Origin of the sequence: Psychrobacter sp. van23A, from assembly GCF_030845275.1 — a bacterium.
Classification (GTDB): domain Bacteria; phylum Pseudomonadota; class Gammaproteobacteria; order Pseudomonadales; family Moraxellaceae; genus Psychrobacter; species Psychrobacter faecalis.
Genome location: NZ_CP132595.1, coordinates 575982 through 594981, shown reverse-complemented (window position 1 = coordinate 594981; position 19000 = coordinate 575982). Strand labels below are relative to the sequence as shown.

Annotated in this window: 14 protein-coding genes; 10 read left to right on the top strand and 4 right to left on the bottom strand. The window is 45.0% G+C overall.

Going from position 1 to position 19000, the window contains the following annotated elements; genetic code table 11:
- Positions 1–138 precede the first annotated feature (138 nt).
- Complete coding sequence (locus RAH45_RS02610) at positions 139–807, bottom strand: hypothetical protein (RefSeq protein ID WP_068406706.1); 669 nt, start codon at positions 805–807, stop codon at positions 139–141.
- A gap of 313 nt (positions 808–1120) precedes the next feature.
- Here RAH45_RS02610 and dapC point away from each other — a divergent pair, with 313 nt between their 5' ends.
- From dapC to RAH45_RS02580, 6 genes are all read left to right on the top strand, one after another.
- A complete protein-coding gene (gene dapC, locus RAH45_RS02605; RefSeq protein ID WP_191691654.1) occupies positions 1121–2395 on the top strand; it encodes a succinyldiaminopimelate transaminase in 1275 nt (424 codons plus the stop codon).
- A gap of 296 nt (positions 2396–2691) precedes the next feature.
- On the top strand, positions 2692–4788 hold the full coding sequence (locus tag RAH45_RS02600) for a DUF294 nucleotidyltransferase-like domain-containing protein (RefSeq protein ID WP_191691652.1): 2097 nt from the start codon (positions 2692–2694) through the stop codon (positions 4786–4788).
- 59 nt (positions 4789–4847) lie between these two features.
- Complete coding sequence (locus tag RAH45_RS02595; protein WP_191691650.1) at positions 4848–5459, top strand: 3'-5' exonuclease; 612 nt, start codon at positions 4848–4850, stop codon at positions 5457–5459.
- Positions 5460–5524: 65 nt separating this feature from the next.
- Positions 5525–7582: a D-alanyl-D-alanine carboxypeptidase/D-alanyl-D-alanine-endopeptidase gene (locus RAH45_RS02590; RefSeq protein ID WP_191691648.1), complete on the top strand. Its 2058-nt coding sequence runs from the start codon at positions 5525–5527 to the stop codon at positions 7580–7582.
- A gap of 99 nt (positions 7583–7681) precedes the next feature.
- Entirely contained in the window at positions 7682–8206 is a 525-nt protein-coding gene (locus RAH45_RS02585; RefSeq protein ID WP_191691646.1) for an ABZJ_00895 family protein, read from the top strand.
- A 181-nt stretch (positions 8207–8387) separates the two neighbouring features.
- Positions 8388–8948 (top strand): DUF421 domain-containing protein, encoded by a 561-nt coding sequence (locus RAH45_RS02580; RefSeq protein ID WP_191691645.1) that lies wholly within the window; start codon positions 8388–8390, stop codon positions 8946–8948.
- A gap of 166 nt (positions 8949–9114) precedes the next feature.
- Here RAH45_RS02580 and RAH45_RS02575 read toward each other — a convergent pair whose 3' ends face one another.
- Positions 9115–9561, bottom strand: coding sequence for a DUF2147 domain-containing protein (locus tag RAH45_RS02575; RefSeq protein ID WP_144296396.1), 447 nt, complete (start codon positions 9559–9561; stop codon positions 9115–9117).
- Positions 9562–9836: 275 nt separating this feature from the next.
- Here RAH45_RS02575 and rlmH point away from each other — a divergent pair, with 275 nt between their 5' ends.
- Both rlmH and RAH45_RS02565 read left to right on the top strand, forming a co-directional pair.
- Complete coding sequence (gene rlmH, locus RAH45_RS02570) at positions 9837–10325, top strand: 23S rRNA (pseudouridine(1915)-N(3))-methyltransferase RlmH (protein ID WP_068406749.1); 489 nt, start codon at positions 9837–9839, stop codon at positions 10323–10325.
- A 116-nt stretch (positions 10326–10441) separates the two neighbouring features.
- Entirely contained in the window at positions 10442–11362 is a 921-nt protein-coding gene (locus tag RAH45_RS02565) for a DODA-type extradiol aromatic ring-opening family dioxygenase (RefSeq protein ID WP_198328672.1), read from the top strand.
- Between the two features lie 99 nt (positions 11363–11461).
- On the opposite strand, the gene RAH45_RS02560 is transcribed toward RAH45_RS02565, so the two are convergent.
- Together RAH45_RS02560 and RAH45_RS02555 are read right to left on the bottom strand one after the other, a co-directional pair.
- A complete protein-coding gene (locus RAH45_RS02560; RefSeq protein ID WP_198328673.1) occupies positions 11462–12955 on the bottom strand; it encodes an amidase in 1494 nt (497 codons plus the stop codon).
- 211 nt (positions 12956–13166) lie between these two features.
- Positions 13167–16466: a DNA translocase FtsK gene (locus RAH45_RS02555; protein WP_198328674.1), complete on the bottom strand. Its 3300-nt coding sequence runs from the start codon at positions 16464–16466 to the stop codon at positions 13167–13169.
- 571 nt (positions 16467–17037) lie between these two features.
- Between RAH45_RS02555 and trxB the strand changes: the two genes are divergently transcribed.
- Both trxB and aat read left to right on the top strand, forming a co-directional pair.
- Positions 17038–18060, top strand: a complete 1023-nt coding sequence (gene trxB / locus RAH45_RS02550; protein ID WP_144298152.1) for a thioredoxin-disulfide reductase — start codon at positions 17038–17040, stop codon at positions 18058–18060.
- The gene (gene aat, locus RAH45_RS02545) at positions 18061–18897 is read left to right on the top strand and encodes a leucyl/phenylalanyl-tRNA--protein transferase (RefSeq protein WP_198328676.1); all 837 of its coding nucleotides are present in this window, start codon (positions 18061–18063) and stop codon (positions 18895–18897) included.
- The last annotated feature ends 103 nt before the right edge of the window (positions 18898–19000 follow it).

Here is a 19000-nt window from a genome sequence, read left to right as displayed (position 1 = left end):
TTAATCGTTAGAAGCTAAATTATAAATACGAAAAACGCTTTATCGTTAACCTTCAACGATAAAGCATTTTTTTAAGACGAAATATCAACGATAGCTTTTGACCAAATATTTATAAGCTACTTATATTAAACGCATACTTTATAAGACGCTTTTATAGACCATCTCGCTTGCCATCTCTTTAAGCTCCTCATCGGCAAGCTCCAACGGCAAAATCTCTGCTTCTACTTGCTGCTGCCCAAGCATCAAGCGCCCAGTGTCCACCTCTTTTTGTAGCAGACGATGCAAACTGGCTAAATGAAATTCGCCGTCGTAGTACTCAAAGATTTGCTGTAAGGAAATCGGGGCTTTGGCATGCACATCATTATAAAGCGTGTCAGCGGCCAAAATGGTCATCTCGTTAAGCGCTTCTTCACGCAAGACATCGACTTGATTGATCTTATTTTGTAAATGCGTGGCCATACGGCCCTTAAAGCCCAACATGACAATAAAAATCAGCGTCTGTACCGCAAATAAACCCATATACTGCCATAAAGGCAATGAGATGTTTGACAGTTTGCTCAGGAGCATAAGCACCATCGCCACCACCACATAGCTGACCAATTGCCAGAGCAGCCACATCATAAAGCTGTTATCGCCAAACCAAAACATCTGCCGCTCTTTTAACAGCGTCAACTGCTGCCGCGCATGCCACCAATTGTGCTCGCGCTGTTTTAGTTGCTCGTATAGCTCAACACGCTGGCTACCCTCAAATTGTTGCACATTGATATCTTTAGCGCCACGCTCATCGGTTTTTAAAACACTAGACATATCAAGTTTCCTTAAATAATCTGACGTTTTTACGGACAGTTATTTTTTGCTTGGTTAATAAATGACGCTATTTTAATTTTATCTATACTTAATCGCATTATTAAAATTGGCCAATCTCAATACGGGTTACCGTCTAAAAAACAAGCGCTATGCAAGGTTATTCACCGTATAAATTGCTTTAAGTGCTGGTTTTAACTCAACAATAAACCGTCTGAGAAGAAAAAAGACAAAAAATAAGAGAAGTGCTACACTGCTTAAATGTAATTTTTCTTTATCACTTTATTATTAATTGTCTATTATAGTTAGCCTACCTATGAATCACAACTTGACGACTCTGCACCCTTATCCGTTCGCTAAGATGGCGACTTTACTCGCGGACAGTACGCCAGCCTATAACTATAGTGAAATTAAGCTCGGTATTGGAGAGCCAAAACACGAGCCGCCAGCATTTGTGTTGGACGTCCTACGCGAAAACTTGGACAAAATAAGCCAATATCCAACCACCAACGGGCTGTTTGAGCTGCGTCAAACCATCGCTCACTGGTTAGAAAAGCGCTTCTTTCTCAATCATCTCGACCCGCATACGCAAGTATTGCCGGTTATGGGTACGCGCGAGGCGATTTTTAGCTTGGTGCAAGCGGTTATTGACCATCCACAAACCGAGTTGTCCGAAGACGAAACCAATCAACTGGCAGCTCATAATCAGCCAAGCGCGCAGCCCTTGCAAAAAGCAGATGAGGCACCAACCATTGTGATGCCCAATCCGTTTTATCAGATATACGAGGGCGCTGCCATACTCGCGCAAGCGACGCCGTACTTTATGCCTTGCAGCATTGATAATGAATTTAAAGGTGACTATCGCGCGGTACCGAGGGACGTTTGGACGCGCACGCAGCTATTGTTTGTCTGTAGCCCAAATAATCCAACCGGTTCCGTCATGACCATGGATGATTGGGAACACTTACTGCGTTTATCCGACCAGTACGGCTTTATCATTGCCAGCGACGAGTGCTATAGCGAGCTGTATTTTGATCGCGCGCCGATTGGCCTGCTGCAAGCTTGCGCGGCGCTCGGTCGTCATAACTTTAAAAATTGCGTGGTATTTCACTCTTTATCCAAGCGTTCAAACTTGCCCGGCCTGCGCTCAGGCTTTGTGGCCGGTGACGCCAATATTTTGCAGCCTTATTTGCAATATCGCACTTATCAGGGCTGTGCAATGCCGATACCGCATCAGCTGGCTTCCATCGCTGCTTGGGAAGATGAAAAGCACGTGGCGCGTAATCGAGCGCTTTATCAAGAAAAATTCGCCTTATGGATGTCCGAGCTTGGCGAATTGCTTGATTTACGCATGCCAGAGGCGGGTTTTTACTTTTGGGTAAAAGTGCCTGAGCAATTTAATGGCGACGACGAAATCTTTGTCAAAGCTTTATATGAGCAAGCAAATATTCACGCGCTGGCTGGGCGTTATCTGTCACGCGAGGTCAATGGTAAAAATCCTGGGCAAGGTTATGTGCGCATTGCCTTGGTTGCCAGCGTTGAGGAAAGCCGTGAAGCCATCAATCGTATCCGTCAATTACTTGGCGCTTAACTTGCCGCTGAAACAACATTTTTAAAGACTGAGTTTAAATGCTTAGTTTAAAAACCTGTCTCAAACATTGGCCAGAAAACCTAAGTATTAAACAATAAATAACACCTCAATATTCAACATAGTATCAGAGAACCACACATAACCACAATATTATCATGGTTATGTGTGGTTTCTTGCTATCTTGCCGATTAAACAATGCTATAGTAGAAATAACGCGACACTTTTTTATATATCCTTATCACTCATAAAATCCCTCTTCCAAAAATTTTGTTAAATATGCCATCAAGGATGATGCCATGCCCCATCTTGATTTTACCCAGCCACCTTTTGACGTATTAAGCGCGGCTGAACGCCAAAGCGTCAGAAAAAATACCCAAATCCGTTATCTTGCTAAAGATGAGCGTTTATCTGCCGCTGATTTAAGCTATTTTTATGTGGTCATTAAAGGACAAATCGAGCAGCTGCTTGCTGGCGAGTTCGTGGCGACGTATTTGGGTAGCAATCATACCGACCATCTAAATAGTAATGATTGGTTTGACAGTCGGCGGTTGCCAAAAACGTTTATAGAAGAGGATAACGAAGCAGCCACTTTCATACCTATAAAAAGTAGCGTCCCTACGAACGAGAATACTGTAACGCCCTACGAGTTTCGTGCGATTGAAGACACCCTGCTGCTGCAAATCAATGGCGCAACCGTTGATAAAATCAGTGCGCAGAATCATTTGGTGCGCCAATTACTCTCAGAAGATTTACCTGAACGATTAAAGGCATTACAGCAGCGGCGCAGCGGGCAAAGCTTAGATGCTAGCTATCATGGCTATAATGAACAGCAAGAAGTGCAGCAAATCATGATGCAGCCTGTAATTGATGTCAGCTTATTACCCGTGCATATCATTGATGCCACCAGCAGCCTCTATGAGGCGGCACATATCATGACCAAAGCTGGGCTTAAGCATGTGTTGGTGCGGCCGCTCGACCAATCACACCCTGCTGAAAAGCAAACATTAGATAATGATTTAAAAACAGATTTAGACCGAAACTTAGACCGAAATTTAGACAACAACCTAGATAGCAGCTTAGTTACTGATAGCGCCAATACGCAAACTTCCAATAACTATTCTGGTCGTACGTTAGGTATTTTAACCGATACCGATATCTGCCGCGCGGTAAGCGACCAGCAAAACCCTGCGACGACGCCTTGCCAGCGCTATGCAAGTTTCAATCTGCGCACCATTGATGCGGACGACGAGATTGGCGATGCGCTATTGACCATGACGCGCTACCGTATCCATAGACTGCCAGTGATTGATGCCAACGGCGAGGTTGCAGGCGTGCTTGGGCAAAGTGATATGCTCGCTCATATTGGTCATCATTCGCAGCTGATTAGTCTGCAGATTGAGCAAGCAAAAGATTTGCCGAGCTTGGCTACTGCGGTTGAGCTCATTGGGCGCTATATTCGCGCGCAGCACCAAAATGGTATCAAAATTGGTAATGTCAGCCGTATGGTACAAACCCTTAACGCGCAAGTTTTTACCAAACTGTGGCAACTTATCGTACCTGATGAAGTGATGAAAAACACTTGCGTTATCGTCATGGGCTCAGAGGGTCGCGGCGAGCAAATCATGCGTACCGACCAAGACAATGCGCTGATTATTCGTGATGGTTATAGCCATTCTGACTTAGCTCAGTTCGCTGAAACCTTTAACCATCATTTAGCAACCTTGGGTTATCCGCTTTGCGATGGCAATATCATGATGACCAATCCGCTGTGGCGGCAGCCGCTCAAACAGTTCAAAGCGCAGATTAGCTTATGGTTTAGAAATACCGACCCGATACACAGTATTTATTTGTCGGCCATATTTGATGGCGAATATGTCTGCGGCGATGAATCGCTACTGACGAGTGTGCGCGAGCATTTAAAAATTGCCCATCGCCAGTCAGATTTGATGTTTGTCCGTCAGTTCGCTCGTGCCGCTTTACAGTTTGGTGATGTCGGTCAATGGTGGCAAAAGTTTGTGCCGCTCCTTGGCGGTAAAAAAAGCGCCTACGATATCGATCTTAAAAAAGCTGGTATTTTTCCGCTGGTGCATGGCATTCGTACTTTAGCCTTAGAAAACGATATTTTTGATGCGCCGAGTAGTAAAGGACGCCTTAAAGCCTTGGTACAAGTGCGCGCCTTAAACCAACAGCGCGCTGACACTTTGCTTGAAGCATTAGAGTTTTTTATGGCGCAGCGTTTGTCAGTGGCGCTATCAACAGATGATAAGCATGCGCGGCAAGTTGATCCGACCACTTTATCGGCACTCGAGCGAGACTTATTAAATGAGTGCTTGGCCGTGGTCAAAAGCTTTAAGGGTCAATTAAGTCGCCATTATCAGCTAGAGTTTAATTAAAATACATACGTCAGCTGATAAGAACGCTGCGAGAAAAAATAAAGGGGAGCAAAAATAAGATGCGTTGGCTAAAACAGTTATCGTCTCATTGGCAAAAGACCCATTTGCAGCGCCCTGAGCTGGCATCGATGTTTAATAAACCTTTAGCTGATAAATGGGTCGCGATTGATTGTGAGATGACAGGACTCAATCCAAAAAAGCATCACCTGCTATCTATCGCTGCCATTCATATCAATGGCGATAGCATTGATACAGGTAACGGTCTGCATCTGGTTTGTCGGCCGCCAGTAATGCCTGATCGTGATACCATTGTGATTCATGGGCTGCGCACTGCCGATGTTGAGCATGGTATGAGCTACGATGAAATGCTGGCGTTAGTACTGCCTTTTATAGACAATCGACCGCTAGTTGGTTTTTGCCCGCAGATAGATACAGGGTTTTTGAATCCTTTGGTCAAGCGCTATATGGGCACCACGCTACCGAACCAGGTCATTGATATACGGCAATTATACAGTCGGCGTATGGGCGATCGTACGCAGGGTATTCCCAATCAATCACAGCACTTGACCAATATTTTAGCGCATTATGAGATCCCAGAGCTTGGCACGCACGATGCTTATAACGATGCTATCATGACAGCCATGGCATTTTTGCACCTACGCCAACGCTGATACTACGTGAAAATAGCAACTCATGTTACCATAGGCTGTTTTTGTCACCTGATAATAGACCGCTCATGCTACCCACTTCTAAGACTCATAACCGCCCTACCGCTTTTGCTAAATTAGCGCCTTTTTCTAAGCAACCATATACGCTACATAAGCCTGCTCACTACCTAGCATCACTGACCTTATTGGCGAGTGTTATACTGACGCCGCTATGTGCGCAAGCGGCTTTGCCAGAAGCGATTCAGACAGCGCTTACGCGCGCAAACTTAAGCGCGACCGATATTAGTATTATCATCACCCCAGTCGGTGATAAAACTGCGAGCCGCTTGCCTGCGCCCATTCAGGTAATTGATAGCCCTAAAGCCGCTAATCTGCCAGAATCGTTAACTACTGGCAATGACACTGCTGAACCTGAAAGCATCCAAAAACAAACGACTCAAAATAATAATATTAATGCTAAAGAAATAACGGTACATCAAAGCGCCTTAGTGACGATTGAAAAACAGACGATTAAGCAACATGCAAGACAGCTGCACGCTTATACCGATGACCCTTATACCTATCAAAGTATAGAAAGCGTGCCACCGCTACTGCCAGATGACGCTTTAAAACTCACCAAAAATCCTACTAAGAATGAAAGCAGCAAAAACAATAACGACAAATCGACTGCTCATAATCCCGCTATCAAAATTTCGTTTTCACCGCTATTAAGCCATCAAGCCGATATTGCGCGCACGCCTGCCAGCACCATGAAACTGGTGCCAAGTTTTATCGCCTTAGATACATTGGGTGCTGACTTCGTTTGGCATACCCGCGTTTATCATACGGGTATTATTATTGGCGATACGCTCTATGGCGACTTGATTATTCAAGGCAGTGGCGATCCAAAAATGACCCACGAACGCTTACAGCAACTGCTTTATAAAGTGCAAACGGCTGGCATCCGCCATATCAACGGCGATATCATCGTCGATAGTAGTGTGTTTAAAAACGTCACCAAAGACCCTGCAGCCTTTGACAACTCGCCACTACGTCCTTACAACGCCAGCCCCGATGGTTTTTTGGTCAATTTTAGCAGTGTCGGTATTCAGAGCTATCCGCTAGACAATACGCGCGCGCAGCTAACCTACACACCGCAATTGGCAAATTATCAATTGCCAAGCATGATAAATATGCGCTCGGCTGCTTGCGGGCAAGCGCGCTATAGTATTGCGCCGCAGTGGCAAGCGGCACAATTAACGCTTAATAGCAATTTGCCAGACAGCTGCGGCGAACATGCTTTTTATGTCGCCTACCCTGATGCCAAAGATTTCGCCGCCCGCGTCATTGCCTCTAAATGGCAAACACTTGGCAATACCTTAAGTGGCAAAGTCATCGCTCAAGAAACGCCTTATCATGCCAATGAAACTGCCAATAAACAGAAAAAATCGCCACATGGTTTGGCAGCGATTGCCATGTCACCCTTGCCCGTCGTCAGCTATCCTTCTTTAAACCTTAAGCAGCAGATTTATGATATCAATCACTTCTCTAATAACGTGATGACCGAACAAGTAGCGCTTTCTATCGGCGCTTATAAAACAGATGTGAATAAAAACGACACGCATCAAGAAAGCGTTAATAAGCAAGGCACTGATACCGATAAAACAATTAACAATCAAGCAATCAGCTTATATCAATTTGGTCAGCCAACAGCGACCGACTATCCGCAAGCGCTGCAATCAATCAATCAGTGGTGGCAAACCAACTTAACTACTACTCCGCCGCATTTGACCAATGGCTCAGGACTCTGCCGCGATTGCAGCATCAGTGCCGCCAACTTAAGCGAGCTGTTGACCTACGCATACAACCAACCAAGCTTTGATGCTTATGTGAGCTCGCTAGGCATTGCTGGCGTCAGTGGCACCATCAGCGCCCATAGTGACCGTTTACCCAAGTCGCAAGCCATCGGTCGCGCTTGGATAAAAACGGGTACCTTAAATAATGTCACCTCGATGGCAGGCTATGTCAAAGGTTTGTCTGGGCAAGACTATGTGGTAGTCGGACTGATTAATACCGATCATGCGCTTAATACCTATACTGCCCGTACCGTATTAGATAGCATGTTAGATTGGACAGCACAGCATTGACAATATCGACCACACTGATAGAAAGCATTAATAAAAATCAGCGTTCATGCTTAATATGTTTTAACACTCTATGCTTTACCCTTTATAAAGGTTATTTTTATGTCACGCAAACCAATGCAGCTTAGCAAGCGTCTTAGTCCAGCAAAAGATGGTCAAACAGCGGGCAATACTTCTAGCAACCTAAACGTAATGCCGCCTAAAATGGCGCCATATATCGGATTCTTTGCGGTGGGTTATGTTTTGGCCAGCGCCATATTTATGATGGTGCAAACCAAATTTGCCCTAAACTCACAGCTGGTCACTGTCGTATCCATCATCGTCGGCGCTTATATCGCGGTGCATAAATTTATTAAGCATCAACAGCGCGCGCTAGATAAAAAGGAAATCAATCGCTTGATGTTTGGCGGCGTTGCGGTGGTTTGGCTACTTACCATAGTTTATTTCTTAGGTATCTGGTTTTTCTTATTTGATGCCGTAAGCCGTGAGGTATTAACCGAGATGGCTATACAGCGACCGCTACCGCTGCTTTCGGCATTGGTGATGATATTGGTGTTGAGCTTAGTCAGCGCGCGTCTTAGTATCTTATTAATCAACCGCCTCCTTAATCCTAAGCAAAGCCGTTAAGCATAAATTTATTGAACGACCATCGCTGCCCTTAACTCGCTACTAAATGCTCAAAAATACAACCTCATACAAACTTTTTGCCCTATTAATGATGAAATTCCGTTACGCTGTTTGTAGCCAAACCATATTTGCTAGCGACAAAATAGCGGACAGTATTTTATGATTAATAGGAGCCCAGATAATGGACATGCTGCTTTTTGACAATATAGAAAAACTTGGGCGCATTATCTTAACAGCGGTCATGGTTTATGCGTTAATTGTGTTAATTACCAAAGTATCTGGCAAACGCTCAACCTCGCAGCTTAATAACTTCGACTGGATTGTGACGGTGATGATTGGCTCTTTGAGCGCCAGTACGATTTTACTCGAAGAAATCCCGTTTATCGAAGGCAGCGCCGCTATTGTGACCTTGTATTGTTTACAGTTTTTAGTGACTAAATATGCTTCTGTCTCGGTCAGTTTTAGTCATCTTATTTTATCGGAGCCGCGGATTGTTTTTTATCAAGGGCAATTCTTACCAGATGCCATGCGTAATGAGCGCCTAACGCGTCAAGAGCTAGAAAGCGCGATGCGTTCTGAAGGTATTAATAGTTTTGATGATATCGAAGCGATTGTTTTTGAGTCAGATGCGACATTGACGATTATTCCAAAACCTACGCCCTCGAATAGTAAAAACGACGAGCAACAGAGTGATGACGGCGTATCAGAAACCATCAAGCCGCTAATGTCAAATGATGACTAGGAAAGATGCTCTAAGCGCTTTAAGGTGATAGCGTTTTAAAATAAAAACATTGAGTTAAAATCTAAAATTTAAAACATGAAAAAAGGACAGCACATCTCAATCTGCTATCCTTTTTGTTTTATAAGCTTGCTTTATAAATTTGCTTTTATAAGAGCACTGGTAAAAACTACTTAATGCGTTGCCAGGTTTGCGAGCGACCAAAGACAGGTGTACCGACATAACCGCGCAGTTTTAAGCTTTGGCCATTATCACTCAAGGTTAGCTTACCAGAGTAAGTTTTTCCCGACTCAGGGTCGACCAGCTTACCGTCACTCCACTGGTTATTACCATCGGCTTTTAGACCTGACAGGATCTGTAGGCCTTCAACCGGTTTGTTTTTTAGGCTGCCAGGACATTTGGTACAAAGCGCGTCTGCCTTTTCTTTATTCAATACTTTGATGATTTTTCCTGAAACTTTACCACCGCTTTCGGTCAATTGAATAACGGCTTTTTTCTCGCCGGTTTTATCATCAATGGTTTGCCACTGCGTGCCGTTTAAAGAAGCAGCAAACACAGAGGTTGAGAGTAGCGCACCTGCGCTAAGTGCTAATAGGCTTGATATAGTACGGTTCATGAACGACTCCTTTCGTTTAAATAATATTGCAAACTATCTTATGCTCTATCAAAAAGACGGTACAGGGTTGCTGACGCTTTCTTTACCATTCAACGATAAGACTATGTAAAGATAAGACCATGTAACGATAAAAGCAATGAGTGTAGAAAAGAACAACTGTTGGTCAAATGCTAGTAAAGCATAAAAAAATACTTTGTAAAAGGTCTGTTTGTTACAATACCTTAAGCGCAGAATCTTTTTGTTACATTTAACCCATTATAAAAGTGGTCTATATTATGAAAGTAAGAATATTGAGTGTTGGAAATAAAATGCCCAAATGGGTACAAACTGGTTTTGATGAATATTTTAAGCGTATCCAGCCCATGCTTAATACTGAAATCGTAGAAATTGCCGCCGCTAAACGCGCCAAAAACCCCTCAGACGCCAATTTGGCGCAGTACCGTGAGCAAGAAGGTCAAGCGATATTGGCCGCTCATGCTGCGGCTGGACGCGAGCAATTATGGGTGCTCGACGTAAAAGGTAAAATGCTCTCAACCGAACAGCTGGCTGAAAAATTGGCGGATGGCATGCAGCAAGGCGATGATATTGCGTTGGTCATTGGCGGCGCTGACGGCGTATCGCCAGAGGTATTGGCAAAAGCAGATGTGAAATGGTCGTTATCTGCACTGACGCTGCCGCATCCTTTAGTGCGCGTGGTATTAATGGAACAGCTGTATCGCGCCATGAGTATCAATCACAACCATCCTTATCATCGCGGTAATTAAAACCTTTATAAAAACAGTCATTTGCTATAAAAATCAACCATGCCCTATCAAAAATAATGGCGACGCGTCATGGTAAAACGGATTGAAATATAGGCGCGCGCCCTAATAAATGCACCATGAAACATCCTAAACCTGCGACACCTAAAGCCATGACCGCTGCTTTGCAACCTGAGCGCGAACGTCAAAATACAACAACATCCAAGCCAGCACCCATTACCTCAGCGGCTGCTTGGACAGACGCGTCTGCGCTAGCAACTGCCATAACGCCCTCAAAACAGGCTAAATTGCCCGCGCTATTTATCTCGCATGGCGCTCCGACGCTCGCCATCGAACAATCGGCAACCACCAGTGCGCTGGCACGTATCGGTCAAAACTTGCCCAAACCGCGCGCCATTATCATTATGTCAGCGCATTGGCAGTCGGCTAAACTTGAAATCAGCAGCAATCCGCGACCAAAGACGTGGCATGATTTTTCTGGCTTTGCGCCCGAGCTCTATGAGTTGCAGTATCCAGCAGCCGGCCAGCCAGCGCTTGCAGAGACATTGGCGCAGCAGCTAACGGCGCGCGGTATTACCTGCCGTGTAAACCCTTTACGCGTCAGTGACCACGGGGTTTGGGCGCCGCTTTTACACCTGTATCCTGAGGCTGATATACCCATCGTGCAAATATCCTTGCCACGCCATTATGACAGCATCGCTTGCTATCAGTTGGGCGCGCAGTTGGCGCAATTGCGCGCCGAGCAAATCCTTTTGATTGGCTCGGGCAATATCACCCACAATTTACAGGCGTTACGTTGGCAAGCTGAAAGTATCGATGAGACCGCCAAAGACTTTAAAGTTTGGCTATTACAGCAACTAAAAACGGATATTCCAAGCGCTTTAGATTGGCAGCAATATCCTAATTATCAAAATGTACATCCAAGCGATGAGCACCTATTGCCATTATTTTTTGCTTTAGGTGCCGGTCAACGCGTCTCTGTGGTGCATCAAAGCATGGCGCATCACAGTTTGGGTATGGATATTTATCGCTTTGATTAGTGCTTATCTACTACAGCCCCTAAACTTTTAATCAAAGCGTTTTTGCTAATCTCTACTTTTTAATATAGAAGTTATCAAAACTCTTTTAATCATATAAAACTATTTCTCAAAAGCCGGTTTGGTAAACATGCCAGCACGCTCCATCTCGCCTGCGATACTAAATAGCGTCGTTTCATCATTCATGCGCCCGATCAGCTGCATCCCAATCGGCAGACCTTTTTTACTCATACCAACAGGTAACGACATTGCTGGTAAGCCGGTGACATTACCCAAGATAGTAAAGCCCATTTTACCAAGTACTGGGGCGCTGAGCTTTTCAATCATACCTGAGCTAAAAGCAAATCTGCCCATGTTAATGCCTTTATTGAGCAGGCCTGCGCTGCGCATCAGTGTTTCATCCATACGGCTTGGCGGTAGTACGCCATGCTTGACCGCAGGCGTTGGAACGGTCGGGCATAAAATCATATCGTAGGTCTCAAGCAGCAAACCTGTTTGGTATTGGCTATCGTGCCAGCCATGCTTAGCGTGGGCTAAATTAACGGCGGATAATGAGCGCCCAAGCATCGCCATATTATAAGTCTGCGGCTCAAGGTTTTGGATATGCTGCGCGCCGTAACAACGCTCGATATTATCAATGGTAAAAGCGGTATGGGCACAGACCACCACTAAAAAATCATGCCAAAATTGCTCAATATTAATATTTGGCTCAGCTGGGACCACACGATGACCCATGGCTTCTAGTTGCTTCGCGGTTTTTTCTAATACAGCAAGTACTTCTTTATCGACCTCAGTATTGGAAACCAATGGCTGTTGATGCAGGGCAATGGTTAATTGCCTTGGCGCGCGCATGGCGGCTTGCAAAAACGTGCCGTCGGGCGGTGCAATGACGTAAGGCGCGCCGATTTCTGCGCCGCTAGTCGCATCAAGCATCGCCGCGCTATCACGCACACTTCGCGTAATTACATGGTCAGCGACCGCCCCTTCCCAGCCCTCGCCAATTTTTGGGCCCATAGGGTTACGGCCTCGACTAGGTTTAAAGCCAAACGCGCCGCACCATGCCGCCGGAAAGCGTATCGAACCACCGCCGTCACCTGCGCCTGCCATTGGCACGATACCACTTGATACCGCTGCGGCACTACCGCCCGATGAACCACCAGAGCTATAGCCTTTTTTAAAGGGATTGTGTGTGACGCCATGAGCTTTGGGCTCAGTAGTGATAATCAAACCAAATTCTGGCGTATTGGTTTTGCCAAAGGTATTGACGCCAGTGGCTCTCATACGCTTAACGATTTCGCTGTCGCTTTCTGATACGATATTGACGCTGCGACTGCCCATGGTAATTGGCTCATCGGCAAAATGAAACGACAGGTCTTTGAGCAGATAAGGGACGCCGTTAAAGACGCCTGTTGGCAAGCCTTTTTCTGCAGCAGCATAAGCACGCTCATCAAAGCGGTGGATAATGGCGTTTAATTTAGGATTGAGCGCATTGGCTTGATTCACGGCGGCATCTAACAATTCTTTGGCACTGACTTCCCCTGCATTCACCAGCGCTGCCAACGCTAATGCATCGTACTGGGTATATTCTTTAAACATAACTGACCGTCCTTGGAGAGTGACAGATTTATACTTTTTTAAATTGATGCTTATTTTTTTATAAACACTCACCAGTTTAGTATAAAAAATGACGATTTATAATCGATATACAAACTCATTGGTCATTCAGACGATGACAGTATTCTTTTCCCATAAAAAAAGACGAGCCACGTTCGTTACTCGTCTTTTTTTATGGGAAATCTATTAATTTTTACATCAACAGCTCGCGCTTACCACTTTTGCCCATAGAGCTGACCAAGCCAGCCTCTTCCATCGAGTCAACGATACGCGCCGCGCGGTTATAGCCGATGCTAAATTTCCGCTGGATACTAGATGCTGATACTTTACGCGTTTCCATTATAAAAGCCACGGCATCATTATATAAATCGTCATCTTCGCCAGAGGCATTTGCGGCACTACCGCCGCCACTGGGACTCGATAGCTCAAAGTTGCCGGCCATATTATCAATATAATCGGGTGCGCCGCGTTCACGCCATGCATCACAGACACGGTTGACCTCTTCGTCACTGACATAAGCACCATGGACGCGGTCGGGCTCAATTTGCCCAGGGCCTAAGAACAGCATATCGCCGTTACCAAGCATGTCTTCTGCGCCCCCGCTATCCAAAATCGTCCGCGAATCCACTTTTGAGTTTACTCGGAGCGCAGCACGCACTGGGATATTGGCTTTAATCAAACCCGTGATAACGTCAACTGACGGACGCTGAGTGGCAAGCATTAAATGAATGCCAGCCGCGCGTGATTTTTGTGCCAATCGCGTAATAAGTTCTTCGGCTTGCTTACCGACCTGCATAATCATATCGGCAAACTCATCGGCGACAATAACAATCATCGGTAAGGTTTTAAGCTTTGGCGCTTGGCTAATACTGACGCTGTCATTGGGACGCCATAAGGGATCAAGCATTGGATTCCCAGATTTTTCAGCGGCGATGACTTTTTTATTAAACTCGTTAAGTTTACGCACTTTTAATAAACTCATCAGCTGATAACGGCGCTCCATCTCTGCCACGCACCATGACAAGGCGCTGGCCGCTTCGGTCATATCAGTGACGACAGGTGTGAGAAGATGCGGAATATCATTATAGTTGGCAAGCTCGAGCTGCTTTGGATCAATCAAAATCATACGCAGCTCATTTGGCGTATATTTGAGTAGCATAGAGAGTAGCATCGAGTTGACCAATACCGATTTACCAGAGCCTGTGGTACCCGCAACGAGCATATGCGGCGCGCGCGCAAGATCGGTGATAATCGGATTACCGCCGATATCTTTACCCATCGCCATGCTGATTTGCGCCTTGGGATCTTTAAATTTTTCCGTATTTAGTAGCTCAATCAAACGCACCATTTCGCGCTTTTTATTGGGTACCTCGATACCGATATACGGCTTACCCGGAATGACCTCAACCACACGAAGCGACGCCATCGATAACGAACGTGCCAAATCGCGTGAAATACCCGTCACCTTGCTGGCTTTAACCCCAGGCGCAAGCTCTACTTCAAAGCGCGTCACCACAGGGCCTGGAATGGCATTGACCACGTTTGCTTTGACGTTGAATTCTTGCAACTTAATCTCTAACAACTCTGACAATTGCTCGAGCTCAGCGATGGTATAGCTTGGCTTACGGTTAGGGTCTGGCTTATCTAAAATCGACAGCTCTGGAATCGGTGTCAGGCTACTACGATAAGCGGCTGTTTGCATCGAGCGTGATTTTTGACTAAAAGCGGCATCATCACTAATATGCGGCATCACCGGCAGATTAGTGTCGTCAGCTCGGCTGTCATCTTCTGGCACCATGTCAGTAATATGATTACTGCTATCACCCTCTGGCACCGCAAAGGTTACGGTCGGTTTAGCGGCCGCCGGAGCAATATTGGTCACCGAAGTACCAGTGTCCACCGTTGGTGCTAATTTTGGATTGGCAGGCGGGGTATTGGTCGGCGTCATGTCAGTCATTTCGCTGACTTCATCTACTTTATCGATTTCATCACTTAGCGCAGCGTTATCTGTTTGCCAGTCTTTCGTCACTTCATGTTGAGTTGACAGCACCTCATGTTGAGTTAAAGGCTCAGAGTTATCGGTAAACTCAGAGTCTTCGATAGACCAAGCTTCAGAGAAGTCATCCATCGAATCATCAATGTCATTACCGATTAAATCCTCTGCTACTTTTTGCTCCTTGGCGAAAGAGGTCTGCATTACTGGCGCTTCAATGACGGTTTGTTTCTGTTCTACCTTAGACGCTACTGGCACTGCGGCGTGTTCTGCTAACCACGCATCTGCTAAGTTATTAACTTCTAAGCTATCAACTCCTAAATCAACGCTTTCTGTCATTTCATCTTCATCAGCAATATCATTAATGTCATCAAAAGCAACAGACGTAGCAGCAGAATCGTAACCAAACGTCTCTTGCTCAGCCATTGCTTCACGCGCCAACAAGTCCTCAACCGTATCAGCATCGTTCCAAGCAAAACTTGGTTCAACTTTACGTGCAGGAGCGGTAATAGAATTTACAGTAGCTGTTTTTATAGTAGCTGTTGACGCTTGCGGCTGATGGACGTGTTTGAAACTACTTGTATTCGCAGAAGCTGGTTGCAATTGACCATCTTGCGCTGCGCTATTCGTTGCCGTTTGTGCTACTGCTGCCGCCGCTGACATAGACGCTTTAACGCTAGCACCAAGACCTGACGTCGCCAAAAACTCTTTTAATACGTTGTTAAAACGACCATTTTTATCGGCGGTTTGAGCATGACTAGCATGGTCAGTAGCTGGCAAATCGAGTGGTAACTGCTCAAAACCTTGCGCCGCTTTTTCATCGCTCATACTTTCATCATTTTGCTGTTGCTCAGACGCTGTCGGCGCAGCTTGTCTATTTGCTCGCTTACTCTCATTCCCTTGAGCCGCATTGTCTTGAACTGCAGTATCACGCCATGACCACGTTTTGATTTTTTGATAAATCGCTAACCAATGAATATTAAAAGCAAATGTGGCAGTAATCACCACAAATACCGTCAAGAATATTACACTACCCCACTGCGATAATAATTGTGCCAAACGTGCTTGCAGCTCAAGCCCAATAATACCGCCAGCAACCCCTTTTAGCCCTGATGTCATCGGGTCTGCCACTTGCTGTACTAGCGCTACCAATTGCGCAAATAAGGCGCTGGCACTTAACAGCAGAAATACATAAGCCACGACACGTAATAACCAAAACGTTGGTTTATTATCCCACCAAATCAGCACCGACTCATAAACCAAAAACGCCAGCAACCACCAAGCACCAAACCCAAAGAAGCTATAGAGCAAATCTGACAGCCAAGCGCCCATCTCGCCGCCCATGTTATTCACGGTCGTCATGTCACTGCTGATATGCGACCAGCTCGGATCGTTACCCGTATACGTCATCAAAATGACGAACAAATAAACCGCCAGTATTAACCCAAGCAGGGTAAATATGCCCTTTTTTAAATACTCAATAAGTGGTGCTGATATCACGTAAGATCTGCCTTGTTGTCAATACTCGTCGCTAATGCTCGTTAGTGCTGGTTATTAATATAAATGGTTGCTAGCTTATGATTGAAATTTTTCATGCTGAAGTGATTTTCTACTATTAAGTGGCACTATATAAATACCATTATAATTTGATGCGTTATTCACTGACCACTACGCTTGCATAACTTCTTATAATAACAAATACATAGGCGTAGTGGCGACAGTGTTATCAAGAAAGCGCAGAAGAAAATCAATTATTAAGCGGTTGAGCAAAAAATGCAGTCATTAACCGAACATTCGCCACACCTTTCAGTAATAAACCAGTATGCAATGAAAAAGTATGCTTTCATTTTAAGAGCAGTTTTTAAGCGCTCCGTGCTTTGATTCTAATGATACCCATATTCATTTTAGCAAACTTGCACTTTTTGCCCTCAGCCCTTATGTTATTATCACACAGCAATAAGAAAAACCATATTCATCGCGATTTTAGCGACTATTTTTTATAACATTTATCATTTGTACCACGTATTTTAATTTTTATATTTCTTATTTAGATAGCAAGCAAGGAAATTTTATGGCAACTGATATCACGGCTCCGCGCCACGAAAAACTCATTATTTTAGGCTCAGGCCCTGCCGGTTACGCCGCTGCCGTTTATGCAGCACGCGCCAACCTAAAGCCTGTTATGGTCACGGGCTTAGAGGTTGGCGGGCAGCTAACCACGACTACTGAAGTCGATAACTGGCCAGGCGATGCCCATGATTTGACCGGTCCTGCGCTTATGGATCGTATGAAAGCCCATGCCGAGCGCTTTGGTACCGAACTGGTCTACGACCATATCAATGAAGTCAATTTGAATGAGCGTCCTTTTACGCTAATCGGTAATAACGGTAGCTATACTTGTGATGCCTTGATTATCTCAACGGGTGCTTCTGCGCAGTATTTAGGCTTAGAGTCAGAAAACAAATTCCGTGGCCTTGGCGTATCAGCTTGTGCCACCTGCGATGGTTTCTTTTATAAAAACCAAAAAGTAGCAGTTATTGGTGGTGGTAATACCGCCGTTGAAGAGGCTTTATACTTATCAAACATCGCCTCTGAAGTGACGCTAGTCCATCGCCGCGACAGCTTGCGCTCTGAGAAAATCCTACAAGATAAGCTGTTTGAAAAGGTTAAAAACGGTAACATCAAAATCGAATGGAACCATAAAGTTCGCGAAGTCGTCGGCGATGATATGGGTGTCAATGGGTTGGTCATCGAATCGATGCTTGATGGCAGCACCAAGCAATTAGACGTATTTGGCATGTTTGTCGCCATTGGTCATAAGCCAAATACAGACTTGTTCAAAGGCCAGTTAGAAATGAAAGATGGCTACTTAATCGTTAATAGCGGTCTAAATGGCAATGCCACCCAAACCAGTATCGAGGGCGTATTTGCCGCGGGTGACGTCGCCGACCACGTTTATCGTCAAGCCATTACTTCGGCGGGTACTGGCTGTATGGCAGCGCTTGATGCCGAAAAATATTTGGACGCTATGGGTGAGACAGTCGCTCGTGACCACACTTATGCTTCCACATTGACTGAAGATAAAGAAGCATAAATGAGCGATTTTGCTAAAGATAACGACCGCATTGATATTAATGCGGCTGCTATAGCGCCTGAAAACTTTCGTCAATACATAAAAAGTCTTGGGCGTTATAATTTTCCCGATCCTGCGATGGTGGACCCTGATGGCATCGGTATCGTTGCTGTCGGTGGAGATTTATCACCGGAAACGCTAATTTCAGCTTATGCGCAAGGATTATTTCCATGGTTTAATGAAGATGACCCTATCGCTTGGTGGTGCCCTGAGCCGCGCTGCATCATGGTGCCAACGGATTATAAGCCGAGTAAATCACTACGTAAACAAGCGGGTCGCGAACGTTGGCAGTTGACCCTCAATCAAGCGTTCGATGATGTTATCCATGCTTGTAGCTTACCGCGTAGCGATGGTTTCAATGCCGCGCTACCTGAGGGCGAACATACTTGGATTCATAGTGAAATGATTGACGCCTATACTGAGCTACACGCGCAAGGCTTTGCGCATAGCATTGAGGTTTGGGATGATAAACAGCATCTAATTGGCGGTTTATATGGCTTAAAAATAGGCGGTATTTATTTTGGCGAATCGATGTTTCATGTTGCTTCAAATGCTTCAAAACTCGCTTTTTGGGGCTTAATGCGTTTATGTGAGCAAAGCCATGTCGAATTGGTAGACTGTCAGCTACCAAACGACCATTTATTAAGTTTGGGAGCTGAAATCTTGCCACGCGCTAAATTTTTGCTAGAGCTAGATACTTTAATTGGCAGCCGTTCAGTCAAATGGCAAAAGGACTCTCATCAATCTTTAGCGGTCTCACTTCTCGATAAACCTCAGCCTTGGCAATTGAAAGTATAAAGTAAACTTAAATAAATCTATTTATAGTTAAACATAGTAACGAATAATGCTTGCTATCATTTTTTACACAATTAGTAATTTAGGTATTTTACTTACGAGGTCA

What these genes read in the sequence shown, in the direction of transcription:
- RAH45_RS02610 (WP_068406706.1), bottom strand. Translation starts at nt 807, where the DNA reads ATGTCTAGTGTTTTAAAAACCGATGAGCGTGGCGCTAAAGATATCAAT.
- dapC (WP_191691654.1), top strand. Translation starts at nt 1,121, where the DNA reads ATGAATCACAACTTGACGACTCTGCACCCTTATCCGTTCGCTAAGATG.
- RAH45_RS02600 (WP_191691652.1), top strand. Translation starts at nt 2,692, where the DNA reads ATGCCCCATCTTGATTTTACCCAGCCACCTTTTGACGTATTAAGCGCG.
- RAH45_RS02595 (WP_191691650.1), top strand. Translation starts at nt 4,848, where the DNA reads ATGCGTTGGCTAAAACAGTTATCGTCTCATTGGCAAAAGACCCATTTG.
- RAH45_RS02590 (WP_191691648.1), top strand. Translation starts at nt 5,525, where the DNA reads ATGCTACCCACTTCTAAGACTCATAACCGCCCTACCGCTTTTGCTAAA.
- RAH45_RS02585 (WP_191691646.1), top strand. Translation starts at nt 7,682, where the DNA reads ATGTCACGCAAACCAATGCAGCTTAGCAAGCGTCTTAGTCCAGCAAAA.
- RAH45_RS02580 (WP_191691645.1), top strand. Translation starts at nt 8,388, where the DNA reads ATGGACATGCTGCTTTTTGACAATATAGAAAAACTTGGGCGCATTATC.
- RAH45_RS02575 (WP_144296396.1), bottom strand. Translation starts at nt 9,561, where the DNA reads ATGAACCGTACTATATCAAGCCTATTAGCACTTAGCGCAGGTGCGCTA.
- rlmH (WP_068406749.1), top strand. Translation starts at nt 9,837, where the DNA reads ATGAAAGTAAGAATATTGAGTGTTGGAAATAAAATGCCCAAATGGGTA.
- RAH45_RS02565 (WP_198328672.1), top strand. Translation starts at nt 10,442, where the DNA reads ATGAAACATCCTAAACCTGCGACACCTAAAGCCATGACCGCTGCTTTG.
- RAH45_RS02560 (WP_198328673.1), bottom strand. Translation starts at nt 12,955, where the DNA reads ATGTTTAAAGAATATACCCAGTACGATGCATTAGCGTTGGCAGCGCTG.
- trxB (WP_144298152.1), top strand. Translation starts at nt 17,038, where the DNA reads ATGGCAACTGATATCACGGCTCCGCGCCACGAAAAACTCATTATTTTA.
- aat (WP_198328676.1), top strand. Translation starts at nt 18,061, where the DNA reads ATGAGCGATTTTGCTAAAGATAACGACCGCATTGATATTAATGCGGCT.